Source organism: Mucilaginibacter sp. P4_D1, assembly GCF_056401935.1.
Genome location: NZ_JBFUIJ010000019.1, coordinates 34,081 through 51,239, shown reverse-complemented (window position 1 = coordinate 51,239; position 17,159 = coordinate 34,081). Strand labels below are relative to the sequence as shown.

General features: G+C 42.4%; 19 protein-coding genes. 5 read left to right on the top strand and 14 right to left on the bottom strand.

The features are described from left to right. Nucleotides 1-4 precede the first annotated feature (4 nt). The gene (locus tag AC1DV1_RS17365) at nucleotides 5-1,090 is read left to right on the top strand and encodes a DNA topoisomerase IB (RefSeq protein ID WP_477361436.1); all 1,086 of its coding nucleotides are present in this window, start codon (nucleotides 5-7) and stop codon (nucleotides 1,088-1,090) included. 143 nt (nucleotides 1,091-1,233) lie between these two features. Here the strand turns inward: AC1DV1_RS17365 and AC1DV1_RS17360 are convergent, their stop codons facing one another. The 4 genes from AC1DV1_RS17360 to pdxH all read right to left on the bottom strand — a co-directional run bounded on the left by AC1DV1_RS17360 (nucleotide 1,234) and on the right by pdxH (nucleotide 5,305). After that, nucleotides 1,234-3,585, bottom strand: a complete 2,352-nt coding sequence (locus AC1DV1_RS17360) for a M56 family metallopeptidase (protein WP_477361434.1) — start codon at nucleotides 3,583-3,585, stop codon at nucleotides 1,234-1,236. Nucleotides 3,586-3,596: 11 nt separating this feature from the next. Then, nucleotides 3,597-3,953 (bottom strand): BlaI/MecI/CopY family transcriptional regulator, encoded by a 357-nt coding sequence (locus AC1DV1_RS17355; protein ID WP_477361432.1) that lies wholly within the window; start codon nucleotides 3,951-3,953, stop codon nucleotides 3,597-3,599. Nucleotides 3,954-4,163: 210 nt separating this feature from the next. Next, the gene (locus AC1DV1_RS17350; RefSeq protein ID WP_477361430.1) at nucleotides 4,164-4,661 is read right to left on the bottom strand and encodes an NADH-quinone oxidoreductase subunit C; all 498 of its coding nucleotides are present in this window, start codon (nucleotides 4,659-4,661) and stop codon (nucleotides 4,164-4,166) included. Continuing rightward, nucleotides 4,658-5,305, bottom strand: a complete 648-nt coding sequence (gene pdxH / locus AC1DV1_RS17345; RefSeq protein WP_147058531.1) for a pyridoxamine 5'-phosphate oxidase — start codon at nucleotides 5,303-5,305, stop codon at nucleotides 4,658-4,660. The genes AC1DV1_RS17350 and pdxH overlap by 4 nt, the downstream gene beginning before the upstream one ends. A 107-nt stretch (nucleotides 5,306-5,412) precedes the next feature. On the opposite strand from pdxH, the gene AC1DV1_RS17340 reads away from it, so the two are divergent. Then, a complete protein-coding gene (locus tag AC1DV1_RS17340) occupies nucleotides 5,413-5,976 on the top strand; it encodes a YqgE/AlgH family protein (RefSeq protein WP_477361428.1) in 564 nt (187 codons plus the stop codon). Nucleotides 5,977-6,437: 461 nt separating this feature from the next. Here the strand turns inward: AC1DV1_RS17340 and purE are convergent, their stop codons facing one another. The 6 genes from purE to AC1DV1_RS17310 form a co-directional block, all read right to left on the bottom strand. After that, the gene (gene purE, locus AC1DV1_RS17335) at nucleotides 6,438-6,929 is read right to left on the bottom strand and encodes a 5-(carboxyamino)imidazole ribonucleotide mutase (protein ID WP_147058527.1); all 492 of its coding nucleotides are present in this window, start codon (nucleotides 6,927-6,929) and stop codon (nucleotides 6,438-6,440) included. An 87-nt stretch (nucleotides 6,930-7,016) separates the two neighbouring features. Continuing rightward, on the bottom strand, nucleotides 7,017-7,676 hold the full coding sequence (locus tag AC1DV1_RS17330) for a hypothetical protein (protein WP_477361426.1): 660 nt from the start codon (nucleotides 7,674-7,676) through the stop codon (nucleotides 7,017-7,019). Nucleotides 7,677-7,777: 101 nt separating this feature from the next. Then, the gene (locus AC1DV1_RS17325; RefSeq protein WP_477361424.1) at nucleotides 7,778-8,440 is read right to left on the bottom strand and encodes a hypothetical protein; all 663 of its coding nucleotides are present in this window, start codon (nucleotides 8,438-8,440) and stop codon (nucleotides 7,778-7,780) included. A gap of 296 nt (nucleotides 8,441-8,736) precedes the next feature. Further along, a complete protein-coding gene (locus AC1DV1_RS17320) occupies nucleotides 8,737-9,876 on the bottom strand; it encodes a 5-(carboxyamino)imidazole ribonucleotide synthase (RefSeq protein ID WP_477361422.1) in 1,140 nt (379 codons plus the stop codon). Nucleotides 9,877-9,939: 63 nt separating this feature from the next. Then, nucleotides 9,940-10,320, bottom strand: a complete 381-nt coding sequence (locus AC1DV1_RS17315) for a hypothetical protein (RefSeq protein ID WP_477361419.1) — start codon at nucleotides 10,318-10,320, stop codon at nucleotides 9,940-9,942. Nucleotides 10,321-10,436: 116 nt separating this feature from the next. Continuing rightward, nucleotides 10,437-10,832 carry a hypothetical protein gene (locus AC1DV1_RS17310; protein ID WP_477361417.1) on the bottom strand — a complete coding sequence of 132 codons (396 nt, stop codon included), beginning with the start codon at nucleotides 10,830-10,832 and terminating at the stop codon, nucleotides 10,437-10,439. A 430-nt stretch (nucleotides 10,833-11,262) separates the two neighbouring features. Here AC1DV1_RS17310 and AC1DV1_RS17305 point away from each other — a divergent pair, with 430 nt between their 5' ends. Next, complete coding sequence (locus AC1DV1_RS17305) at nucleotides 11,263-11,841, top strand: fasciclin domain-containing protein (RefSeq protein WP_477361415.1); 579 nt, start codon at nucleotides 11,263-11,265, stop codon at nucleotides 11,839-11,841. A 114-nt stretch (nucleotides 11,842-11,955) separates the two neighbouring features. Here AC1DV1_RS17305 and AC1DV1_RS17300 read toward each other — a convergent pair whose 3' ends face one another. After that, complete coding sequence (locus AC1DV1_RS17300) at nucleotides 11,956-12,489, bottom strand: GNAT family N-acetyltransferase (protein ID WP_477361413.1); 534 nt, start codon at nucleotides 12,487-12,489, stop codon at nucleotides 11,956-11,958. Next, the gene (locus AC1DV1_RS17295) at nucleotides 12,489-12,995 is read right to left on the bottom strand and encodes a hypothetical protein (RefSeq protein WP_477361411.1); all 507 of its coding nucleotides are present in this window, start codon (nucleotides 12,993-12,995) and stop codon (nucleotides 12,489-12,491) included. The genes AC1DV1_RS17300 and AC1DV1_RS17295 overlap by 1 nt, the downstream gene beginning before the upstream one ends. A 93-nt stretch (nucleotides 12,996-13,088) precedes the next feature. Here AC1DV1_RS17295 and AC1DV1_RS17290 point away from each other — a divergent pair, with 93 nt between their 5' ends. Then, nucleotides 13,089-13,718: a hypothetical protein gene (locus AC1DV1_RS17290; protein WP_477361409.1), complete on the top strand. Its 630-nt coding sequence runs from the start codon at nucleotides 13,089-13,091 to the stop codon at nucleotides 13,716-13,718. Between the two features lie 119 nt (nucleotides 13,719-13,837). Here the strand turns inward: AC1DV1_RS17290 and AC1DV1_RS17285 are convergent, their stop codons facing one another. Next, nucleotides 13,838-14,731, bottom strand: a complete 894-nt coding sequence (locus tag AC1DV1_RS17285) for an alpha/beta hydrolase fold domain-containing protein (protein ID WP_477361407.1) — start codon at nucleotides 14,729-14,731, stop codon at nucleotides 13,838-13,840. Nucleotides 14,732-14,984: 253 nt separating this feature from the next. Between AC1DV1_RS17285 and AC1DV1_RS17280 the strand changes: the two genes are divergently transcribed. Next, the gene (locus tag AC1DV1_RS17280; RefSeq protein ID WP_477361405.1) at nucleotides 14,985-15,713 is read left to right on the top strand and encodes an SDR family oxidoreductase; all 729 of its coding nucleotides are present in this window, start codon (nucleotides 14,985-14,987) and stop codon (nucleotides 15,711-15,713) included. A 468-nt stretch (nucleotides 15,714-16,181) separates the two neighbouring features. Here AC1DV1_RS17280 and AC1DV1_RS17275 read toward each other — a convergent pair whose 3' ends face one another. Beyond that, complete coding sequence (locus AC1DV1_RS17275) at nucleotides 16,182-16,844, bottom strand: ankyrin repeat domain-containing protein (protein ID WP_477361403.1); 663 nt, start codon at nucleotides 16,842-16,844, stop codon at nucleotides 16,182-16,184. Nucleotides 16,845-17,159: the final 315 nt, after the last annotated feature.

Here is a 17,159-nt window from a genome sequence, read left to right as displayed (position 1 = left end):
TTGCATGAATCGGCTGCTACAAAAACTCGAAAAAATTGGTCGCGACCCAAAAGTTACTGCAAAGGCAGTTGGCTTACGCTATGTCTCAGATTCAACCCCGGGCTATACCCGTAAAAAAGCGGGCAAAGGCTGGAGTTATTATGATGCCGGTGGCGCGCTGGTAAAGGACAAGGAATTGATTACCCGTTTTGCCAAACTGGTTATCCCACCTGCTTACACCAAAGTATGGATCTCGCCTTATGAAAACGGGCACCTGCAGTTTACCGGCACCGATGCAGCCGGGCGTAAACAATACCGCTACCACGCCGGCTGGAACCAAATCCGCAATCAGAGTAAATACCACCGCCTGCAAACCTTTGCCGAACACCTGCCTGCCATACGTGCCCAGGTAGATAAAGACCTGGCCCGCCACAACCTGGATCATGAAAAAGTTGTGGCACTGGTGGTACGCCTGATGGAGCTGACCAGCATTCGCGTAGGAAATGAATCGTACAAAAAGCTTTACGGTTCGTTTGGGCTAACCACACTGCTTAACAAGCATGTGGCCATTGAGGGATCAAAAATTAAGTTTGAATTTAAGGGCAAAAAAGGTGTTTTCCATAAAATAGCCTTGCAAAGCAGGCGCCTGGCCAACCTGGTAAAGCAATGCCGGGATATACCGGGCAAAGAACTTTTTCAGTATTACAAACCCGATGGTGAACGGTGCAGTATCGGCTCGGGCGATATTAACGATTACCTGAAAGGCATTACCGGCGAAGATTTTACCGCCAAAGATTTTCGCACCTGGAGCGGCAGCGTAAGCGCCCTTTACGCCTTTAAAGAGGCCGGCGAGTTTCAAAACATTACCGAATGCAAAAAGAAAATTGTAAGCGTATTGGATGAGGTAGCTATTAACCTTGGCAATACCCGCACGGTTTGTAAAAAATACTACGTGCACCCAACGGTAATAAAAAGCTACGAGGAAGGCACCATATTTAAATATATTGATAAAATTGACGGGCACGAAGACGTAAAAGCGGCGGAGTTAAATATTGCAGAGCAGGCATTGCTAAAGTTATTAGAAACAGAAAAACTCGCTATCGCGAGTTGATTTGGGGTTGATTGGGTTAGATTGAGTTGATCAGGTGAATGGTTGATTGAGTTTAATTAACCATTCACCTCGTGATAAATAAAGAACTACTACTATTAACTGATCTTATAACTTAATCAACGTAATTCAACCCAATCAACCACTCACTTTTTCTTAAGCTCAATAACAATCACACCTTGTTTAGCTTTTTCGCCATATTTTTTATCGGTGGCGGCATCGTTTTTAAGCACGCTTATATTTTTGATATTACTTTGGTCTACCTTTTTAAACTCGGCCTGGGTAACCTCTTTGCCGTCTACCAAAATCAGCGGGCTTGCTTTATCGTCATTCCGGGGACGGATCCGCAAAATTTTAGTAGCGGTGGCACTTATTCCATTTCTGCTATCAACCATAGTTATCGGGTCACCGTTGGCTGTCATCATCACAATGGTATCCATTGGTGTGGTACCATTTAAGGTAATTGCATTACCTTTTACAACTATATTTTTGCGAAGTGACTTACTGCTCCAGCCGGTAACCGTTGTAGCGCCCGAAGCCGCACTGCCCGATATCCTTTTGGTGGCTCTTACACTACTTACCCCTGTGCCGGTTACCGTGATGGGTTCCGCATCGTCGATTTCATCTGCTGTGCCTACAACAACTTCATCTATCTTCAGATTAGATTTAATTGCCTTTGTGGATTTAGCAGACACGGTTACTTTGCTGAGGCCTTTTACCTTACCTACTACTATAGGATCGGCAGAGTTAACGGAGTAAGTGTAATAAACATGCTTTGTTTTGCCGTTTGCATCTTTTAAAGTATCACCGGCAATTTTCATATCCCTTATAAAAACTTTACCAACGCGGCCTTTTGTATGAGCGGGGCTAAAATCCATTACTGTAGCAAACCCGGCATCTGTCGTGCTTTTAAATTTATCCAGTTTTTCTTTAAATTTTAAGCCCTCGGCCGAGTTTTTTGTGGTAATAAATACCAGCCCTACGTTATCAGCTACTTTATCATCAACAAGCTGTACAGCATCGCTGTTTTTAAATACGTTAACGCTAAGTATATCGTCGGGGTTTACATTTTTGATGTCGCCCTTTTTACCGTTAATATAATATACAACCGAGTCGTTCCCATTGATGTGGATAGCAAAAGCCCGTTTGGTGGTATCGGCGTTTACCATATCTTTTAAAATAAAATTCACTTTGGTATTTACATGCTCAATAGCGCCCTTATTAACGCTGTTTACCTTTATTTTACCTGCGCCTGCCAATTGTGCTATTTTTTCTCTCAGGGCTTTACCGGCAACCGAATTTTTCCTTGTTGCAAAGGCCACTGCATGGTTGCCATCGCCGGCATTAAAATACTTTTTGGCATCAGTTGCTGTAAGGTAATCTATACTTTCGGTATCATCGGCAAAGCTATTGGCATTTGATACCTGTACCCCATCCAGGTAAAATACAGGGCTGGCGTTGCCATCATCAGCTTTACCCTTAGCTGTGTTTGCAGGGGTTTTATTCTCATCCTTACCTGGCAAAATCAGTTTTATGGTAGCAGCCAGCTTATTGATGCCTACAGCATTACCTACATTATTTGATAATATGGTTATAGATTTAAAGGCGGCGCTTTTTTTAACAAAATCGGCTTTTGAAATACTAAAAACCAATAACAGGCCAACAACAACCGGCACCATGAACACGTACCGGGTTAGGGTTATTTTTGAAGATCGTTTGGCGTTCATCATGATGATACGTTTTTTAATGGTTGATAAATTGAAATGGTTTACAATGCCAGGTTGGGTGTTATTAAAACTTACCGATACCAGGCTATACTGGTAAGTTTTGCTATCGATGCCTTTTTTAAGGATCTTTTGATCGGTTATAAACTCTATATTTTCGCGGATGGCTTTTTTCATCAGCCAAATGCCCGGGTTAAACCAGTAAAAAATGCTGCTTAGTTCGGCCAGCAGAATATCGGCCGTGTGCCATTGGTTTACGTGCACCTGCTCGTGCAATAAAATTGCCTTTAAATCGGCGGGCTCATGGTTGGCCGGGTTCACAAATATGCTTTGCCAGAATGAGAATGGCGCGGCATCCTTATCTATCAGCCTTACCTGGTGGTTACCAATGGTAGCGGGCTTTGAGTTTTTATACAGTCGGTACAACGAAAACAACTGCACAAACAAGCGAATACTCAACAGTGCCGCCCCTAACCAGAATACCGATTCGATGTAAAACCAGTAATGGGGCTTATCGACTGTTTTTGCCAGGGCTTGCGCGGGCGCCTGCCAGTTTATTGCAACCTGCTGAACCGGCCGCGCTAATTGCTGGTGCCGCTGTATAAAATCCGACAGATTTATTTGCGGGTATATGCTGGCAAACAATATAGCTGCAAGCAGGTAAACGCGGTTAAGGGTATAAAAAGTAAGGTGCCTTAATACCAGGTAATAACCGGCGCAAAACAATAACAGGGCAATATTTACTTTAAGCAAAAAAACAAACAGTGCTGGCATGGCTTTAGGGTTTATTGTTTTTCAATCAGTTTAATGATCTCTTGCAGGTCTTTAGCGCTTAGCTTTTTATCCTTAGCGAAAAAGGTTACCAGGTCTTTGTAGGAGTTCTGGAAGTAATCGTTCACAAAACCACTCATAAAACGCTTTTTGTATTCCTCCTCTTTTATGGCTGCGCTATAGCGCAGGGAATTGCCCATTTTTTCACTGTGTAAAAAGCCTTTTCGCTCCAGGTTTTTTATGGTTGATGCCAGCGTGGTATACGGTGGCTTGGGTTCCTCCATCTGGTCAAGAAAATCTTTTATAAAACCCACCTCGCATTGCCATACCGCCTGCATGGCTTCTTCCTCTTGTTTTGATAATTTCTCCATTGTTAATTACGATTATTTCGTAAAACTACGAATAGTTCGTAAATAACAAAATTATTTAACAAAAATTAACAGAAACTTCAAGCCTCACCCTGCCCTCTCCAAAGGAGAGGGTTCTGAAAAAGGAAAGCCCCGTGATGTTTTTAACACTACGAGGCTAACAAATGTGCAAATCAAAAGTCCTCTCCTTTGGAGAGGATTTAGGTGAGGCTCTTAATCTATCTTAATCCCCTTATAATATTCCGCCGCCTTATAATCMTTACGTAATGGGAAACCATCCCAGTCATCAGGTAATAAAATGCGGCGCAGGTCGGGATGGTTGGTAAAAAAGATGCCCAACAGGTCATAAGCTTCGCGTTCGTGCCAGTCGGCAGTGCGGTATATGGCGGTGATGCTTTTAAATTCGGGGAGTAGGTCGCTTTCCCTGTCGTGGGGCTTGCTTATCTTTAGTGTAAGCTGCGTTTTATACGGAATAGATGCGAGGTGATAAACCACACCGTAACGGTTGGCCTCATCGTTATAGTGCAGTCCGCTGATGCTCGATAAAAAATCGAAGTATGTTTTGGGGTTATTACGTAGCTCCAGGCACACCCGGTCAATATCGTCGGGGTTAATTATCAAGGCAGGCTGCAGGCCGCCGGTTTCTTCGCCGGCAATAACAGCCTCGCCAAATTTTTGGATAAGTAATAATTTAATGTCGTTAAACATCATGGGGCCAAACGTACTTTTTTCCAGGTTTTTTTATCAGTTTTCTTGTAAAGGATACGGTCATGCAGCCTGCTTGGCCTGCCCTGCCAAAACTCTACCAGTTGCGGCTTTAAAATGTATCCACCCCAATATGATGGCTTCGGAATTTCCTTACCTTCATATTCGGCTGTAAGCTGGGCTTGTTTTTCTTCCAGTACTTTCCGGTCTTCAATTTCCTGGCTTTGCGGCGATACCAATGCACCAATCTGGCTGTCTACAGGGCGCGAGTGAAAATACCGTTCAGATTCCTCTTTGCTCAGTTTCTCCAATGTACCCTCAATGCGCACCTGGCGTTCCAGCTCGCCCCAAAAAAAGGTAATGGCGCCATGCGGGTTTTTAGTTATCTCTTTACCCTTGCGGCTCAGGTAATTGGTATAAAACATAAAACCCTCTTTATTAATACCTTTCAGCAAAACAATACGGGCCGATGGCTTTCCGTTTGTGGTTGCCGTAGCCAGGGTCATGGCGTTAGGCTCGGGCAATTTTGCGGCCAGTGCTTCGTTAAACCATTGTTCAAACTGGTTCATCGGGTCGGCCTTGGTGCTGTTTTCCAATAAAGTAGCGGCAGAATATTCCTGCCTTAAATTTTGTAGTTGCTGCTCGTCCATTTGTGCAAACTTACTAATTAATTAATCCGTATATATTGATATATTTTCATTTTCATATTTGAACATATTTTTACTATGCTTGTTGTGTCATTTAAATTTAAACCTGTATGTTAAGTACCATATCGGCAGCAGCCGGACGCCTGCTTATTTCTGAACCCTTTATGATGGACCCGAACTTTAAAAGATCGGTCATTATCCTCACAGAATTTTCTGCCGATGGTGCCATGGGCTTTATTTTAAACCACCAGGGCGAATATATGCTTGGCGATGTGCTGCCCGATGTATCGTACTCCGAAATGCCAGTGTATGAAGGCGGACCGGTAGGCAAAAACACCCTGCACTTTATCCACCGGGTACCCGAAAAAATTGATGGCGGTATCGAAATTGCTTCGGGCGTATACTGGGGCGGCGATTTTGAGCAAATAAAAAAGCTGGTGAGCAACTACCAGCTTAACGAAACCGAAATAAAGTTTTTTGCAGGCTACTCCGGCTGGACAGCCCAGCAGCTCGACGAAGAAATTGCCGCCGACAGCTGGATAGTAACCGACAAGTTTGCCCCCGAAACCCTCTTTGAAGGCGAAGAGCACAACCTGTGGAAAGACGTGATCAAAGGCCTTGGCAATCGCTACGCGCATATAGCCAACTTCCCCGAAAATCCGGCGTTGAATTAGTTTTTGCAGTAGGCGGTTTGCAGTATGCAGTGGGCAGCTTGCGGTATGCAGTTTTAAGTTTGCAGGAGTTTGCCGGGCAATCCCGCTGGTAGAAGCGGGCCGGGCTGTATGCTCATACGCCTGCAGGCATTACGCACATTGGCCGGTATCCGCGCCCATCCCTATTGCGGTTGTCTGAATCAGAATTTTCAGAATTTGAGAATAGGCAGAATGTGGTCTGTGCCAGATTAATATTTTTTGTCTGAACCCGAATTTATCGAATTAAAGAATTACCAGAATTTAAAAAGCCAATTCGAGAAATTCTAAAAATTCGTTTAATTCGAGTACAGACACATCCTCAAATAATTCTTTCCTCTGCACATTCGCAGCCCTTTCAACCAAAAGCTACAAACGTAATGAATTGCCAGTCGCGTTACACCGGCATTTGCTGTTTGTCTTGGCTCTTGACTCTTGATTCTCTTCTACCCCTCCATTTCCCTTGCCGATTCTTCTACCTTTTTCTTCAGGTCTTCTTTAAAGTCGATAAGGTTTTTAACAAGGTATTCGTCGGCAGTCGATAGGATCTGGGCGGCAAGTATGCCTGCATTTTTGGCTGCATTAAGGGCTACAGTTGCAACAGGGATTCCGTTTGGCATCTGGAGTATCGAAAGTATCGAATCCCAGCCGTCAATAGAGTTGCTTGATTTTACAGGCACGCCAATAACCGGCAAATGTGTTAATGATGCCACCATGCCAGGCAAATGCGCAGCGCCACCGGCACCGGCAATAATCACCTTAATACCCCTGTCGGCAGCGGCACGGGCGTAGCTAAACATCCTATCCGGTGTGCGGTGTGCCGATACTACCGTAATTTCGTATTCAACACCTAATTCTTTTAATACATCGGCGGCATCCTGCATAATATGCAAATCAGATTTGCTGCCCATAATGATGGCTACTTTTGGTTGGCTCATGTTGTTGTTATTGTATATATATTTTTAGCACCGTCATTGCAAGGCAATTATGCAAAGTAAAAAGATTTCCCGCTTTGCAACAACGCGTTATTTATCCATTGTTTTTTCGTGAACTATTCTTCTTATCAAAAATACTATACCAAGGCCAATCAAAATTGGGATGCATAAAAACATCAGGTAATGCGTCACTTTCCCCCACTTGTAGTCCAAAGAAGACATATCTTGCCGGGCATGCCATGTATTTAAAACTTTAAACCCGTCAAAAAACACCTTGAAATTCTTATCAGTAGCCGGCAATAAATTGGAACAAGATATTGAGCATATTGCCAGGGAATCATTTAAACATACCACACGTTGATATATATAGGTATCGTACCCGTTATAATGTGCTTTATAACCAAACTCAACTGCGTCGAGTCCGCTGATTTTTATTTTATTTTTATAAAACGTTTTGCTGTTGGTTCTTTTTAATGCACCCCTTATGTAGTTGTTGTAAACTGAGTCGACATTATCATTTTTAAACAGATCCAATAGTCCTCCTTCTGCGTCTGCTATCACCCCTGTATACGTCACCCCATTATGGTTAACCATGTAAACGTTTACACCACTTACCCTTTCTAATGCAGGGCTATCCGGCAACATTACTCTCGCTATCCCTCCAAGCCTTTGCTTATAAGGGTATTGAGCAAAGGTAACCGTAGCAATACAGCCAACAAGAATAGTTAGTACAATTATTTTAATGTTCATGATAAGAGGTTTTAGCACCGTCATTGCGAAGCACGAAGCAATCTCCTGATTTGCGCCGCAATTATGCAAAGTAAAAAAATTTACCGCTTTGCGATGGGGCGCTATCTATCTTTATGTTTCTTATAAAATATTCTTCTGATCAAAAACACTATCCCAAGACCGATTAAAACCGGGATACACAAGAACATCAAAAAACCTATTACCTTCCCTGTTTTGTACGCCAGGTTAGCAGAAACATCCTGTCGGGCCCCGCTGGCATTCAGAACTCTAAACCCGTCAAAAAACACTTTCAGATTCTTGTCTGTATTTGATAACGAATCTGCGGCCAATAATCCGCATGATACCAATGAATCATTTAAACACACTAAACGGTGATACCCGTAAGTATCTTGTCCTTTCAATTTTCTTTTGTAGCCAAATTCAACCCCTTTAACTCCACTAATATCTATTTTATTTTTATAAACCAACTTAGCCTTTGAACTTTTCAGCAAACTGTTTATATAAGTTGCATAGGTGGAGTCGATAGGTTGGTTGTTAATAAGATCTCTTAGACTTCCCGCCACATCGGCGGCCTGCGCCATAAATATTACGCCCTTATAATTAATAAAATAACTATTAACGCCATTTACCGATTGAAGTTTAGGGGTATCTGGCAACATTACAGTCGCTAAGTTTCCGAGCTTTTGTTTGTAAGTGTATTGGCCGAAACCAACCGTCGCAATACATCCAATAAGGACAGTTAGTACTATTATTTTTATGTTCATGATAAGGGGTTTAACAATACAATAAGTCACAACTCTTTTCACACTATCGATAACAGCCGATATCTACCCACAACAATAGCTTATGTCATTATAAGCGTAACTCGGTAATCTCGTAGCGTGCATGGCGGATTTGCAAAGTTCGCGAACGCTTCGCTCCTTATAATGACATGCTTTTAAGCCATTGAGTGTTAATATCAAATATCCGTAATTGCAAGCGTAGCGCGGCAATCTCTTCGCATGCACAGCGGTCATGCATACGAGGAATTTGCTTCGTTCCTCGCAACGACATGTTGTGACTAACTTATCACCTTTAAAGTCTTCTGCACAAATCTTGCTTTCTCAATCGCCTTTTCTCTGTCCGCATCTACTATCGTCACATGTCCCATTTTGCGGAACGGTTTTGTCAGCGCTTTTCCGTAAAGGTGAATATATACACCCGGCACTTTCAGTACTTTCTCTATTCCCTTGTAAACGGCGGGGCCTTCGTAGCCGGCTTCGCCTAAAACGTTTACCATAATGGCGTTGTTAAGGCAGGCGGTGTCGCCTAATGGCTGGTTAAATATGGCTCTTAAATGTTGCTCAAATTGCGATACCACGTTGCCCTCAATGGTTTGGTGCCCGCTGTTATGTGGGCGGGGGGCCAGTTCATTAACCAATATTTTGCCGTTTTTATCTAAAAACATCTCAACGGCCAGCAGGCCTACAATTTTCAGGCTTTCGGCTATTTTTTTGGCTATCTGCTCTGCTTCCTGCTGCACTTCAAATGGCAGGGTTGAGGGCGAAATTAAAAACTCAACCAGGTTGGCTTCCGGGTTAAACTCCATCTCCACCAGCGGGAAGGTGCTTACCTCGCCATTTTCATTGCGGGCTACTATGACGCCTATTTCTTTTTCAAAATCAACCCATTGCTCTATCAGGCTGGGTTCTTTAAAAGCTTTATCCAGGTAACTTTCATCAACTACCTTGTACACGCCTTTACCATCGTAACCATCTCTGCGGAGTTTTTGGATATAAGGAAAAGGAATGGTGCTTTGCTGTAATTCCCGGGGCGATGATATGATCTGGAAATCGGCTGTAGGAATATCGTTTTCTTTGAAGAATTGCTTCTGCAGACCTTTATCCTGTATCAGCCTGATGATGCGCGATTGGGGGTAAACCAGTACACCTTCTTTCTCCAGCTGCTCCAGCGCATCTACATTTACCTTCTCAATTTCGATGGTAAGCAAATCAACAGTTTTACCAAAGTTGTATACGGTTTCGTAATCGCCTAACGATCCTACGGTAAACTCGTCGCAAAGTTTGCGGCAGGGAGCTTCCCTGTCGGGATCGAGGATTTTAACCGTAACATTATAATTTATAGCCTGTTGTATCAGCATGCGTCCTAACTGGCCGCCGCCTAAAATACCTAATTTTAAATCTCCGTAAAATGCTTTCATTTGATGTTGCAAGTTTACCTGAAATCTTTCAAAAACCCATAACCTGCTTTTATATCTGGGTTGTTATCCTTTTTTTACCCTCAGGTAGTAAAAAACGCTGTGCACTATTAAAAAAACGAACCCTGTTAACAGGTAAATTACCTTATACTGCGGGGGCAGCTGCATGGTAAATATGGTTACTATAAACGCTATCGACCCGCCAAAATACAGCGGCAACCTTACCGGCAGGTTATTCCAGTAAGCTGGGTTTACCAGGAATAATGATGGCAGCGACATTATAAAAACAATAATGTTGAGCAATACTATCCCCTCGCAAATTTTAGGCAAAGCGGTGGAGTAGTCGGCCCCCTTTTGGGTAACGGCGTAATAAATGCTGTTAACTGCTATTGATAAAATGACAGAAAATATAACCGTTTTAAATAGCTGCCTGGCGAGTACTTTCATAGTTGAATGTTTTTTGAGCATAGCCCGCAGGCCATGTTTTGTATGCAGCTGCAAAATAAGGCAATAGCTTGCTTAAAGCTTTAATATCAATGTCACAAAATTACATAAGCGATCTTTCAATCTTCTTCAACAATATTATCAGGTGTTAATCTCCTGAAAAACATAAAGCATAGTACAATTATCTGCGAAATTACCTGTGTGGCATAAAATTCTTTATCGCCGTATTGCATCTTCGAGCCAAACAGCACATAACCCAAAATAGCAACGGGCGTAATAAAACACGCTATAAATGCTTTACTTTTTTTGTTTTTAAAGTTTATGGACATAAAAAGGCCCGGGATCCAGAGCAAAGTTAGCGGGAGATTAAGAAAAAACGCTCCGATTAAGGTTATGGGTATCAAGTGACTATCCAAATCGCCCTTAACCGTAATTAAAAAGAATACAAAACTGAGCACGATGGATAATAGCACCGAAAAAAGGTATTGAAATAAAAGTAATTTCCAGATTTTCATAATATATATAACAAGCCCCGGAAGGCCGAACGGCAATTTTTTAAAACTACATTTTTATTGCCGAAATAGAAATACCGAATAAAGACCGCGATGCCCGCCCGTGAATAAGTACCTTTTTTAGGTAGTTTTTCTGTCCTGCCCTCCCCTTATTCAACAATCAATTGCACCTTCAGCTTGAATTTCTGTCAAAAAAAATCGCAGCATCCACACCTGTTTAACCTACTCAAATTCAAGAAATTCGCGTTCTTTTCCAATTCGTGCAATTCACCCCAATCCGTGCAATTCGTGTCTATCTAAAACCTTTTGTGTAATTATTAGTTATAACATCAGTATTAATTTACTAATTATATAACTTAAAAGAAAATACTATCAGAAAAACTGCTACTCATTTACATTTAATTTACGAACAAAATCAAAAAGAAAGATGAACATGAAAAAGTCAGTTTTAATTGCTGTGGCCGCGTTAGGCATCGGATTTTTATCGAACAACGTTATGGCGCAAACCCAGCAAACAGATACAACTAAAACAGCCCCTGCAACTACAAYCGCCGCTCCTGCTGCCGCATCGGGCGATGTAGTTGGCGTTTTAAGCAGCACTACAGATTTTGCTCCATTAGCACTGGCCGTTAAAACTGCCGACCTGGAACCTGAATTAAAAGGCCCCGGCCCATTCACCGTATTTGCACCAAATGATGTAGCATTCAGCAAAGTGCCAAAACCCACTATGGACGATTTGACTAAAGACCATGGTAAACTGGCCAAAGTGCTCAAATACCATATAGTTGCCGGTAAATATACCAAAGCCGATATTATTAAAGCTTTGAGCGCCGGCAAAGGGAAAGCAGTGTTAAAAACAATAGACGGTGATAGCCTTACCCTATCGGTAAACGATAAAAGCAATTTGCAAATTGTAGATTCCAAAGGGAATGCAGCCTTAGTTATATCGTTTGATACCATGGCATCAAACGGTGTTATCCACGGCTTAAATGGCGTGCTGATGCCGCAATAATTAGCATCGATGCGCTTAATACAAGGCATCCCGGTATAATTACGGGATTAATGATCAATTTTAAATCCAAAGGGTTTGGCCGTAAAACGCCAGGCCCTTTTTTATCGGCTGCTATTAATCAACCAAACTCGTGTTGTTCAATTTATAAACCAGTTGCCCGTCTATCGTTTCCGAATAAGTAAATCCGCTGCGCTCTAATAGTTTTACCGATGGCTCATTTTGTGGCATTGGCCAGGCGGTTATAGTTTTAAGCAGCATATTGTTAAACCCAAACGCTATAACCTTCTCAATGGCCTCGCGCATAAGGCCCTTGCCGTGGTATGCTGGCAGCAGTTCGTAGCCAATCTCGGCTGTTGCCGCCTCGTAGTCAAAATTCCAACAGCAAATGGTGCCAATAACGCCGGGAGTGTTTTCTAATTGGATAACCCAGTACACGCCTTTCCCGTCAAGCCTATCCTTTTTGCGGGCCTGGATGAATTGATTAATAGCTTCCATCGTTTGCTGGTTGCTGCGTCCTATAAAACGGTTTACCTCAGCATTGCTGCGGATGGCTAAAAGCTGCTCACTATCTGCATGTACAAGTTCCCTTAAAACCAATCTGTCGGTTTTTGATTGCGGGAAAACGGCCGATGGAAAAACGATACTCATTATTTTTTAGGCGAAAATTTACCTTTCCAGTATTTATTATCGGCAATAAGCGCAACGGGTATACCAATACAAATGATAAGGATAACCAACCCGGTTAAAGCTACATGCACTTTAATGTGATGGTAACCAATTTTACTTAAGGGCACTACAACCAGGTTCATTACCAACCAAACTATAATGCCGTATACAACGGCGATAATGTATTTATTACGGATAAGTTTATCAAAAAAAGGGTAAAGCAGGTAAAACGTAGCTGTAAACAAAAACGCTATAAGGTAATGAAAAAACACACCAGCCACTACCATTTGCGTGCCGCTGGTAAAAGCCGCTTTGCCAAATACAGCGCTTGCGATAAATTCAAAAATAACATCGGCGCCCACCTTGGGGTTGGTAATAAAACTCCAGATGATGGCTGCCATACCATCAAGCGTGCCGGTTAAAAAACCAAGCCAGAAAATAGTAGGCAAGGCATCTTTGAGCTTTGATGGTTGGTTTTGTGCTGCCATGGCGGTTTATTTTATGGTATAAAGTTATACTTTTTATAAAAACCATACGAACAGGGCCTTTTATTTTTTATCTGTAAAAAAATATTAAAACTGATGCTTATTTTTATGCGGATGAATGCTACCAACATAATTGAAATACCCGGCCTTGTTACGCAAAAAATAACCCGAAAGCTGGTATTTAACACAGATGGCATTACTATACAAAAAAATTCACCGTTTGCTTCTTCTGCTTTTTTGCCTGCCGCCAATATTGCGGCTTTCAGGTATGGGGTTAGCTGGGTAAGGGGCTATAAATTTGTTTTTGGCCGCCAGTATTTTATCGAGGTACAAAACTACGAGCGTAAAATTTCGCGCATTAAACTGGGCAGTTATTACGGCGTCCGTAAAGAAATATATGGCAGGCTTTGGAATGATATTATCCAGCAATTATGGCGAAACTACTTTGTAAACCTGTTTAACTATTACCACGACCTGTACAAAATTCACCAGACTTTTGAGCTTTGCGGTATCAGTTTCCATTTTGCCGGTATATGTTGGGACCAGCAAGACATTTTACCCTGGCACACCATAGCCGTTAGCAGTTACAGTACCTATTTTATGATTTACAACTGCCAAAACAAAAAGCAGTGCAAAAGCAAAAACTTCGCCAACGACTGGAACGCAGTGATATTACAGGTACTGCTGAAAGAGATTGTTAAAGAGCGTAATGTGATGCTATCGTAACGAAAAAAAAAACACTGTAGAGACGCATCACATGCGTCTCCCACCATGCAGACCAACTTTGAAGACGCAAACTTAAACGCGGGAGACGCATGTGATGCGTCTCTACGAAAAAAAAATCCCTACTTCAAATACCCGTCCAGCCAGGCAAACACTTTGTTCCTTACATCTTCCGCATCAAACATTACCCCATAGTGCGGGGCGTTGGGCACAATAATCAATTCATTTTTTACGGCGGCAAGCTTGAGGTGCAAACTGAGCGAAATAGATTGGCCGGGGTTTACAGATTCATCCTTTTCGCCTTGTACAATCAGGAATGGCGGGTCGTTTTTATCAACATAAGTAACCGGACTGGCTATTTTTGCCAGGTCGGGCCGGTCGAACACCCTGGCGCCAAGCAACAAGGTTAGCGGGCTGTTAGGGTCGGTTGATTCATTGCCTTTTATCGACAGAAAATCTGACGGCCCATAAAAATCAAGTACCAGCTTAATTTTAAACGAAGGCTTTTTGCCATCAGCATAAAATCCCTTAATATTTTCGTTATTAGATAAACCCATCAGCGAAGCCAGGTGCCCGCCTGCCGAAAACCCCATGAGGGCGATTTTATCCTTATCCAGTTTGTATTTAGCCGCGTGCTGGTATAAAAACTCCACTGCCTGGTTACAATCCTGAATCTGCGCCGGGAAAGGCGCGGTTGTGCTGTGGCGGTAATCTATCGAAGCTATGGCATATCCCCTATCAATAAAGCCTTTAAGGGTCTCGGTCATATAGCCCATATCGGCATATTTATCATTCAGCATCCAGGCGCCGCCATGTACCCAAACAATAAGCGGGTAGCTGCTTTTTACCACCGGCGGCAGGTAAATATCCAGCAGGTGTTTTTTTAACGTGTCGCCGGCGTAGTTAATATCGCCATACAGCACTGTCCCCTTGGGGAAAAATGGCTGTTTGGGGGTAGATGTTTGGGCAATAGCGCAATTGCTAAACAGCAGGAATAAAACGATAAGCTTTTTCATAATTTATTGGTTGCTTAAAGATAGGTTTTAGATAGATGTTTTCACCTAAAAAATCATTGTAGAGATGCAGAATTGCGTCGCACGCCAGACAAGTGAACTTTGCAAGCGTAAACCTAAACGCGGGAGACGCAATTAAGCGTCTCTACATTTTGCGGCACTTACGTTATTTGAATTTTGCAAACTATGGTTTGATATTCGTAACCTGCCGATGCCTGCCTGTACGCATCTTTGTGATATCAATTAAAACAACACCATGAATTTATCTGGCAATAAAATATTAATAACCGGCGGCGCAAGCGGCATTGGCCTTGGGCTTACCGAACGGTTTATACAGGACGGCAACACCGTTATAGTTTGCGGCAGGCGCGAGTCTGTTTTACAGGAAACAGCCGAAAAACACCCATCGGTAATTACAAAAGTAGCCGATTTATCTACAGAAGCAGGCCGCGAGGAACTTTACAACTGGGTTGCCGAAAACCACGGCGATACAAACGTACTGGTGAACAACGCCGGCATCCAAAACTGGATGAAAATTACCGACGATGATTTTTTTGTCCGCGCAAAGAACGAGATAGGCACCAACATTGAAGCCCCGCTGCACCTGATGTCGTTGTTCCTGAAGTTGAAATCATTTAACACAGTTATCAATGTAACATCGGGCCTGGCGTTTGTGCCTTTTACCAACGTACCCGTGTATTCGGCAACCAAGGCGTTTTTCCATTCGTTTACGTTATCGGCACGGCACCTGTTAAAAGCCAGTAATGTTGAGGTAATAGAAATTATTCCACCCGCGCTAAATACCGACCTGGGCGGTAAAGGCTTACACGATGCCCACCCACCGGTAAGCGCTTTTATCGAAGCTATATTTGAACAACTGAAGGATGGCAAAACCGAACTAACCTTTGGATTTAGCGAAACAATGGCCAACGGCGGCCCAGATGTGATAAAAGGGTTATTTGCAAGGTTGAACCCGGAGGGATAACCGCCCCATTTGTCATTTCGAAACGAGGTACGAGTGAGAAATCCTATACGCCCTGCATTCTGAAAAGCTTATTGGAATGCAAGGCGTATAAGATTTTTCGCTACGCTTAAGAAGTAGTTTTCTCTTCGCGCTACCATGTATGTCTTGTCTTGTTCCTCGTATGACAAGTCTGTAATTCGCTGATTTCTAACTATGAAATATTATAAATAACCCCTTTGTCATTCTGAACGTAGTGAAGAATCTATCAACCGACAGGCATCGCCGACAGAAAAGTTCGCGAATAGATCCTTCACTACGTTCGGGATGACAATTACCTTATTCAATGTCATTCTCCCTTCAGAGTTTCGCGAAACTTTACAGCTACCCCTGATATATTGGAATTTACATAGGCATTCGTTTGACCGCTTCCGTTTTAAGTTGCTTCTCAAATTGATCGGGGACTATAAGGACCTCCTTGGTTTTTAATTATCATTCTTCACCAGGCATCGGCTCGTTTAAAAACCCTTTGAACACCGACCACGACACCTTGTCAAAATTTTCATTAGTAGCTATTTTCCCTCCAAATGATGTCAATAGTTCTTCAATCCCGGTGAGCCCAAAATCCGCTGCGCTCCATTTAGGTGTGTAGCCGTCCGAACAAACAACGTTAGGGTTAGCTCCTTTGCTTAGTAGTAATTCAACAATATCCAAATCTCCCCTCATCACCGCCCAATGCAAAGGCGAATTACCCAACTCATCAAGTTCATCTAAATTAGTATCCAGGGTAAGCACAGCCTTAACATTTTCTATTTCTCCGCTCAATACCTGCTGATGAAGTAGAAATTTTATCATCGGAGCGGACTTTTCAGGATTATCGCGAACCAACTCCTGCATAAAGGAATATTTTTCAACAGGCAACTTCATCTTCTCCGCAATATCACTTATCAATGAATATACGTCCTTATCTATCTCGATATTATACTCGTGCATTTGGGTTATCAGGATATCGAAGCAAAGTTCATATTCCTGGTAATCTATGTACCAAGCAGCATTATCTAAATTGCGTTGATTAAGCCCCAATATTTCCGCAATACCAAGTAATGATAGTACCTGATCTTTTAAACTTTTCTTTTTCTTAAACCACTTTATCATCACGCCCGGTTCTAATGATTTATAATTGACTAATCAATAAGGATGAGAAACTGCAAACACCGACAGGCCCCCAAAAGATCCAATATAGATAACAAACAAGACAAAATCCAAAAAAGTGATTCGTCTATTGCTAAAAAGATCCTTCCCGTCCCTGGATGGCATTACCAAATCCTGGTTTTGAATTTTCAAGCTGGCGATCCTTAGTAATTGATATAAAATTAACAACACAATAGTGTTTAGCAAAACGCCTCTTGCACCCTTGTAAAACAAATCATCTTTTAGACAGAAGTATAGGCCGATTTGTATAACAGCAAA

Coding starts and splice junctions, on each gene's coding strand:
- AC1DV1_RS17365 (WP_477361436.1), top strand. CDS start 5: ATGAATCGGCTGCTACAAAAACTCGAAAAAATTGGTCGCGACCCAAAA.
- AC1DV1_RS17360 (WP_477361434.1), bottom strand. CDS start 3,585: ATGCCAGCACTGTTTGTTTTTTTGCTTAAAGTAAATATTGCCCTGTTA.
- AC1DV1_RS17355 (WP_477361432.1), bottom strand. CDS start 3,953: ATGGAGAAATTATCAAAACAAGAGGAAGAAGCCATGCAGGCGGTATGG.
- pdxH (WP_147058531.1), bottom strand. CDS start 5,305: ATGGACGAGCAGCAACTACAAAATTTAAGGCAGGAATATTCTGCCGCT.
- AC1DV1_RS17340 (WP_477361428.1), top strand. CDS start 5,413: ATGTTAAGTACCATATCGGCAGCAGCCGGACGCCTGCTTATTTCTGAA.
- purE (WP_147058527.1), bottom strand. CDS start 6,929: ATGAGCCAACCAAAAGTAGCCATCATTATGGGCAGCAAATCTGATTTG.
- AC1DV1_RS17330 (WP_477361426.1), bottom strand. CDS start 7,676: ATGAACATTAAAATAATTGTACTAACTATTCTTGTTGGCTGTATTGCT.
- AC1DV1_RS17325 (WP_477361424.1), bottom strand. CDS start 8,440: ATGAACATAAAAATAATAGTACTAACTGTCCTTATTGGATGTATTGCG.
- AC1DV1_RS17320 (WP_477361422.1), bottom strand. CDS start 9,876: ATGAAAGCATTTTACGGAGATTTAAAATTAGGTATTTTAGGCGGCGGC.
- AC1DV1_RS17315 (WP_477361419.1), bottom strand. CDS start 10,320: ATGAAAGTACTCGCCAGGCAGCTATTTAAAACGGTTATATTTTCTGTC.
- AC1DV1_RS17310 (WP_477361417.1), bottom strand. CDS start 10,832: ATGAAAATCTGGAAATTACTTTTATTTCAATACCTTTTTTCGGTGCTA.
- AC1DV1_RS17300 (WP_477361413.1), bottom strand. CDS start 12,489: ATGAGTATCGTTTTTCCATCGGCCGTTTTCCCGCAATCAAAAACCGAC.
- AC1DV1_RS17295 (WP_477361411.1), bottom strand. CDS start 12,995: ATGGCAGCACAAAACCAACCATCAAAGCTCAAAGATGCCTTGCCTACT.
- AC1DV1_RS17290 (WP_477361409.1), top strand. CDS start 13,089: ATGCTTATTTTTATGCGGATGAATGCTACCAACATAATTGAAATACCC.
- AC1DV1_RS17285 (WP_477361407.1), bottom strand. CDS start 14,731: ATGAAAAAGCTTATCGTTTTATTCCTGCTGTTTAGCAATTGCGCTATT.
- AC1DV1_RS17280 (WP_477361405.1), top strand. CDS start 14,985: ATGAATTTATCTGGCAATAAAATATTAATAACCGGCGGCGCAAGCGGC.
- AC1DV1_RS17275 (WP_477361403.1), bottom strand. CDS start 16,844: ATGATAAAGTGGTTTAAGAAAAAGAAAAGTTTAAAAGATCAGGTACTA.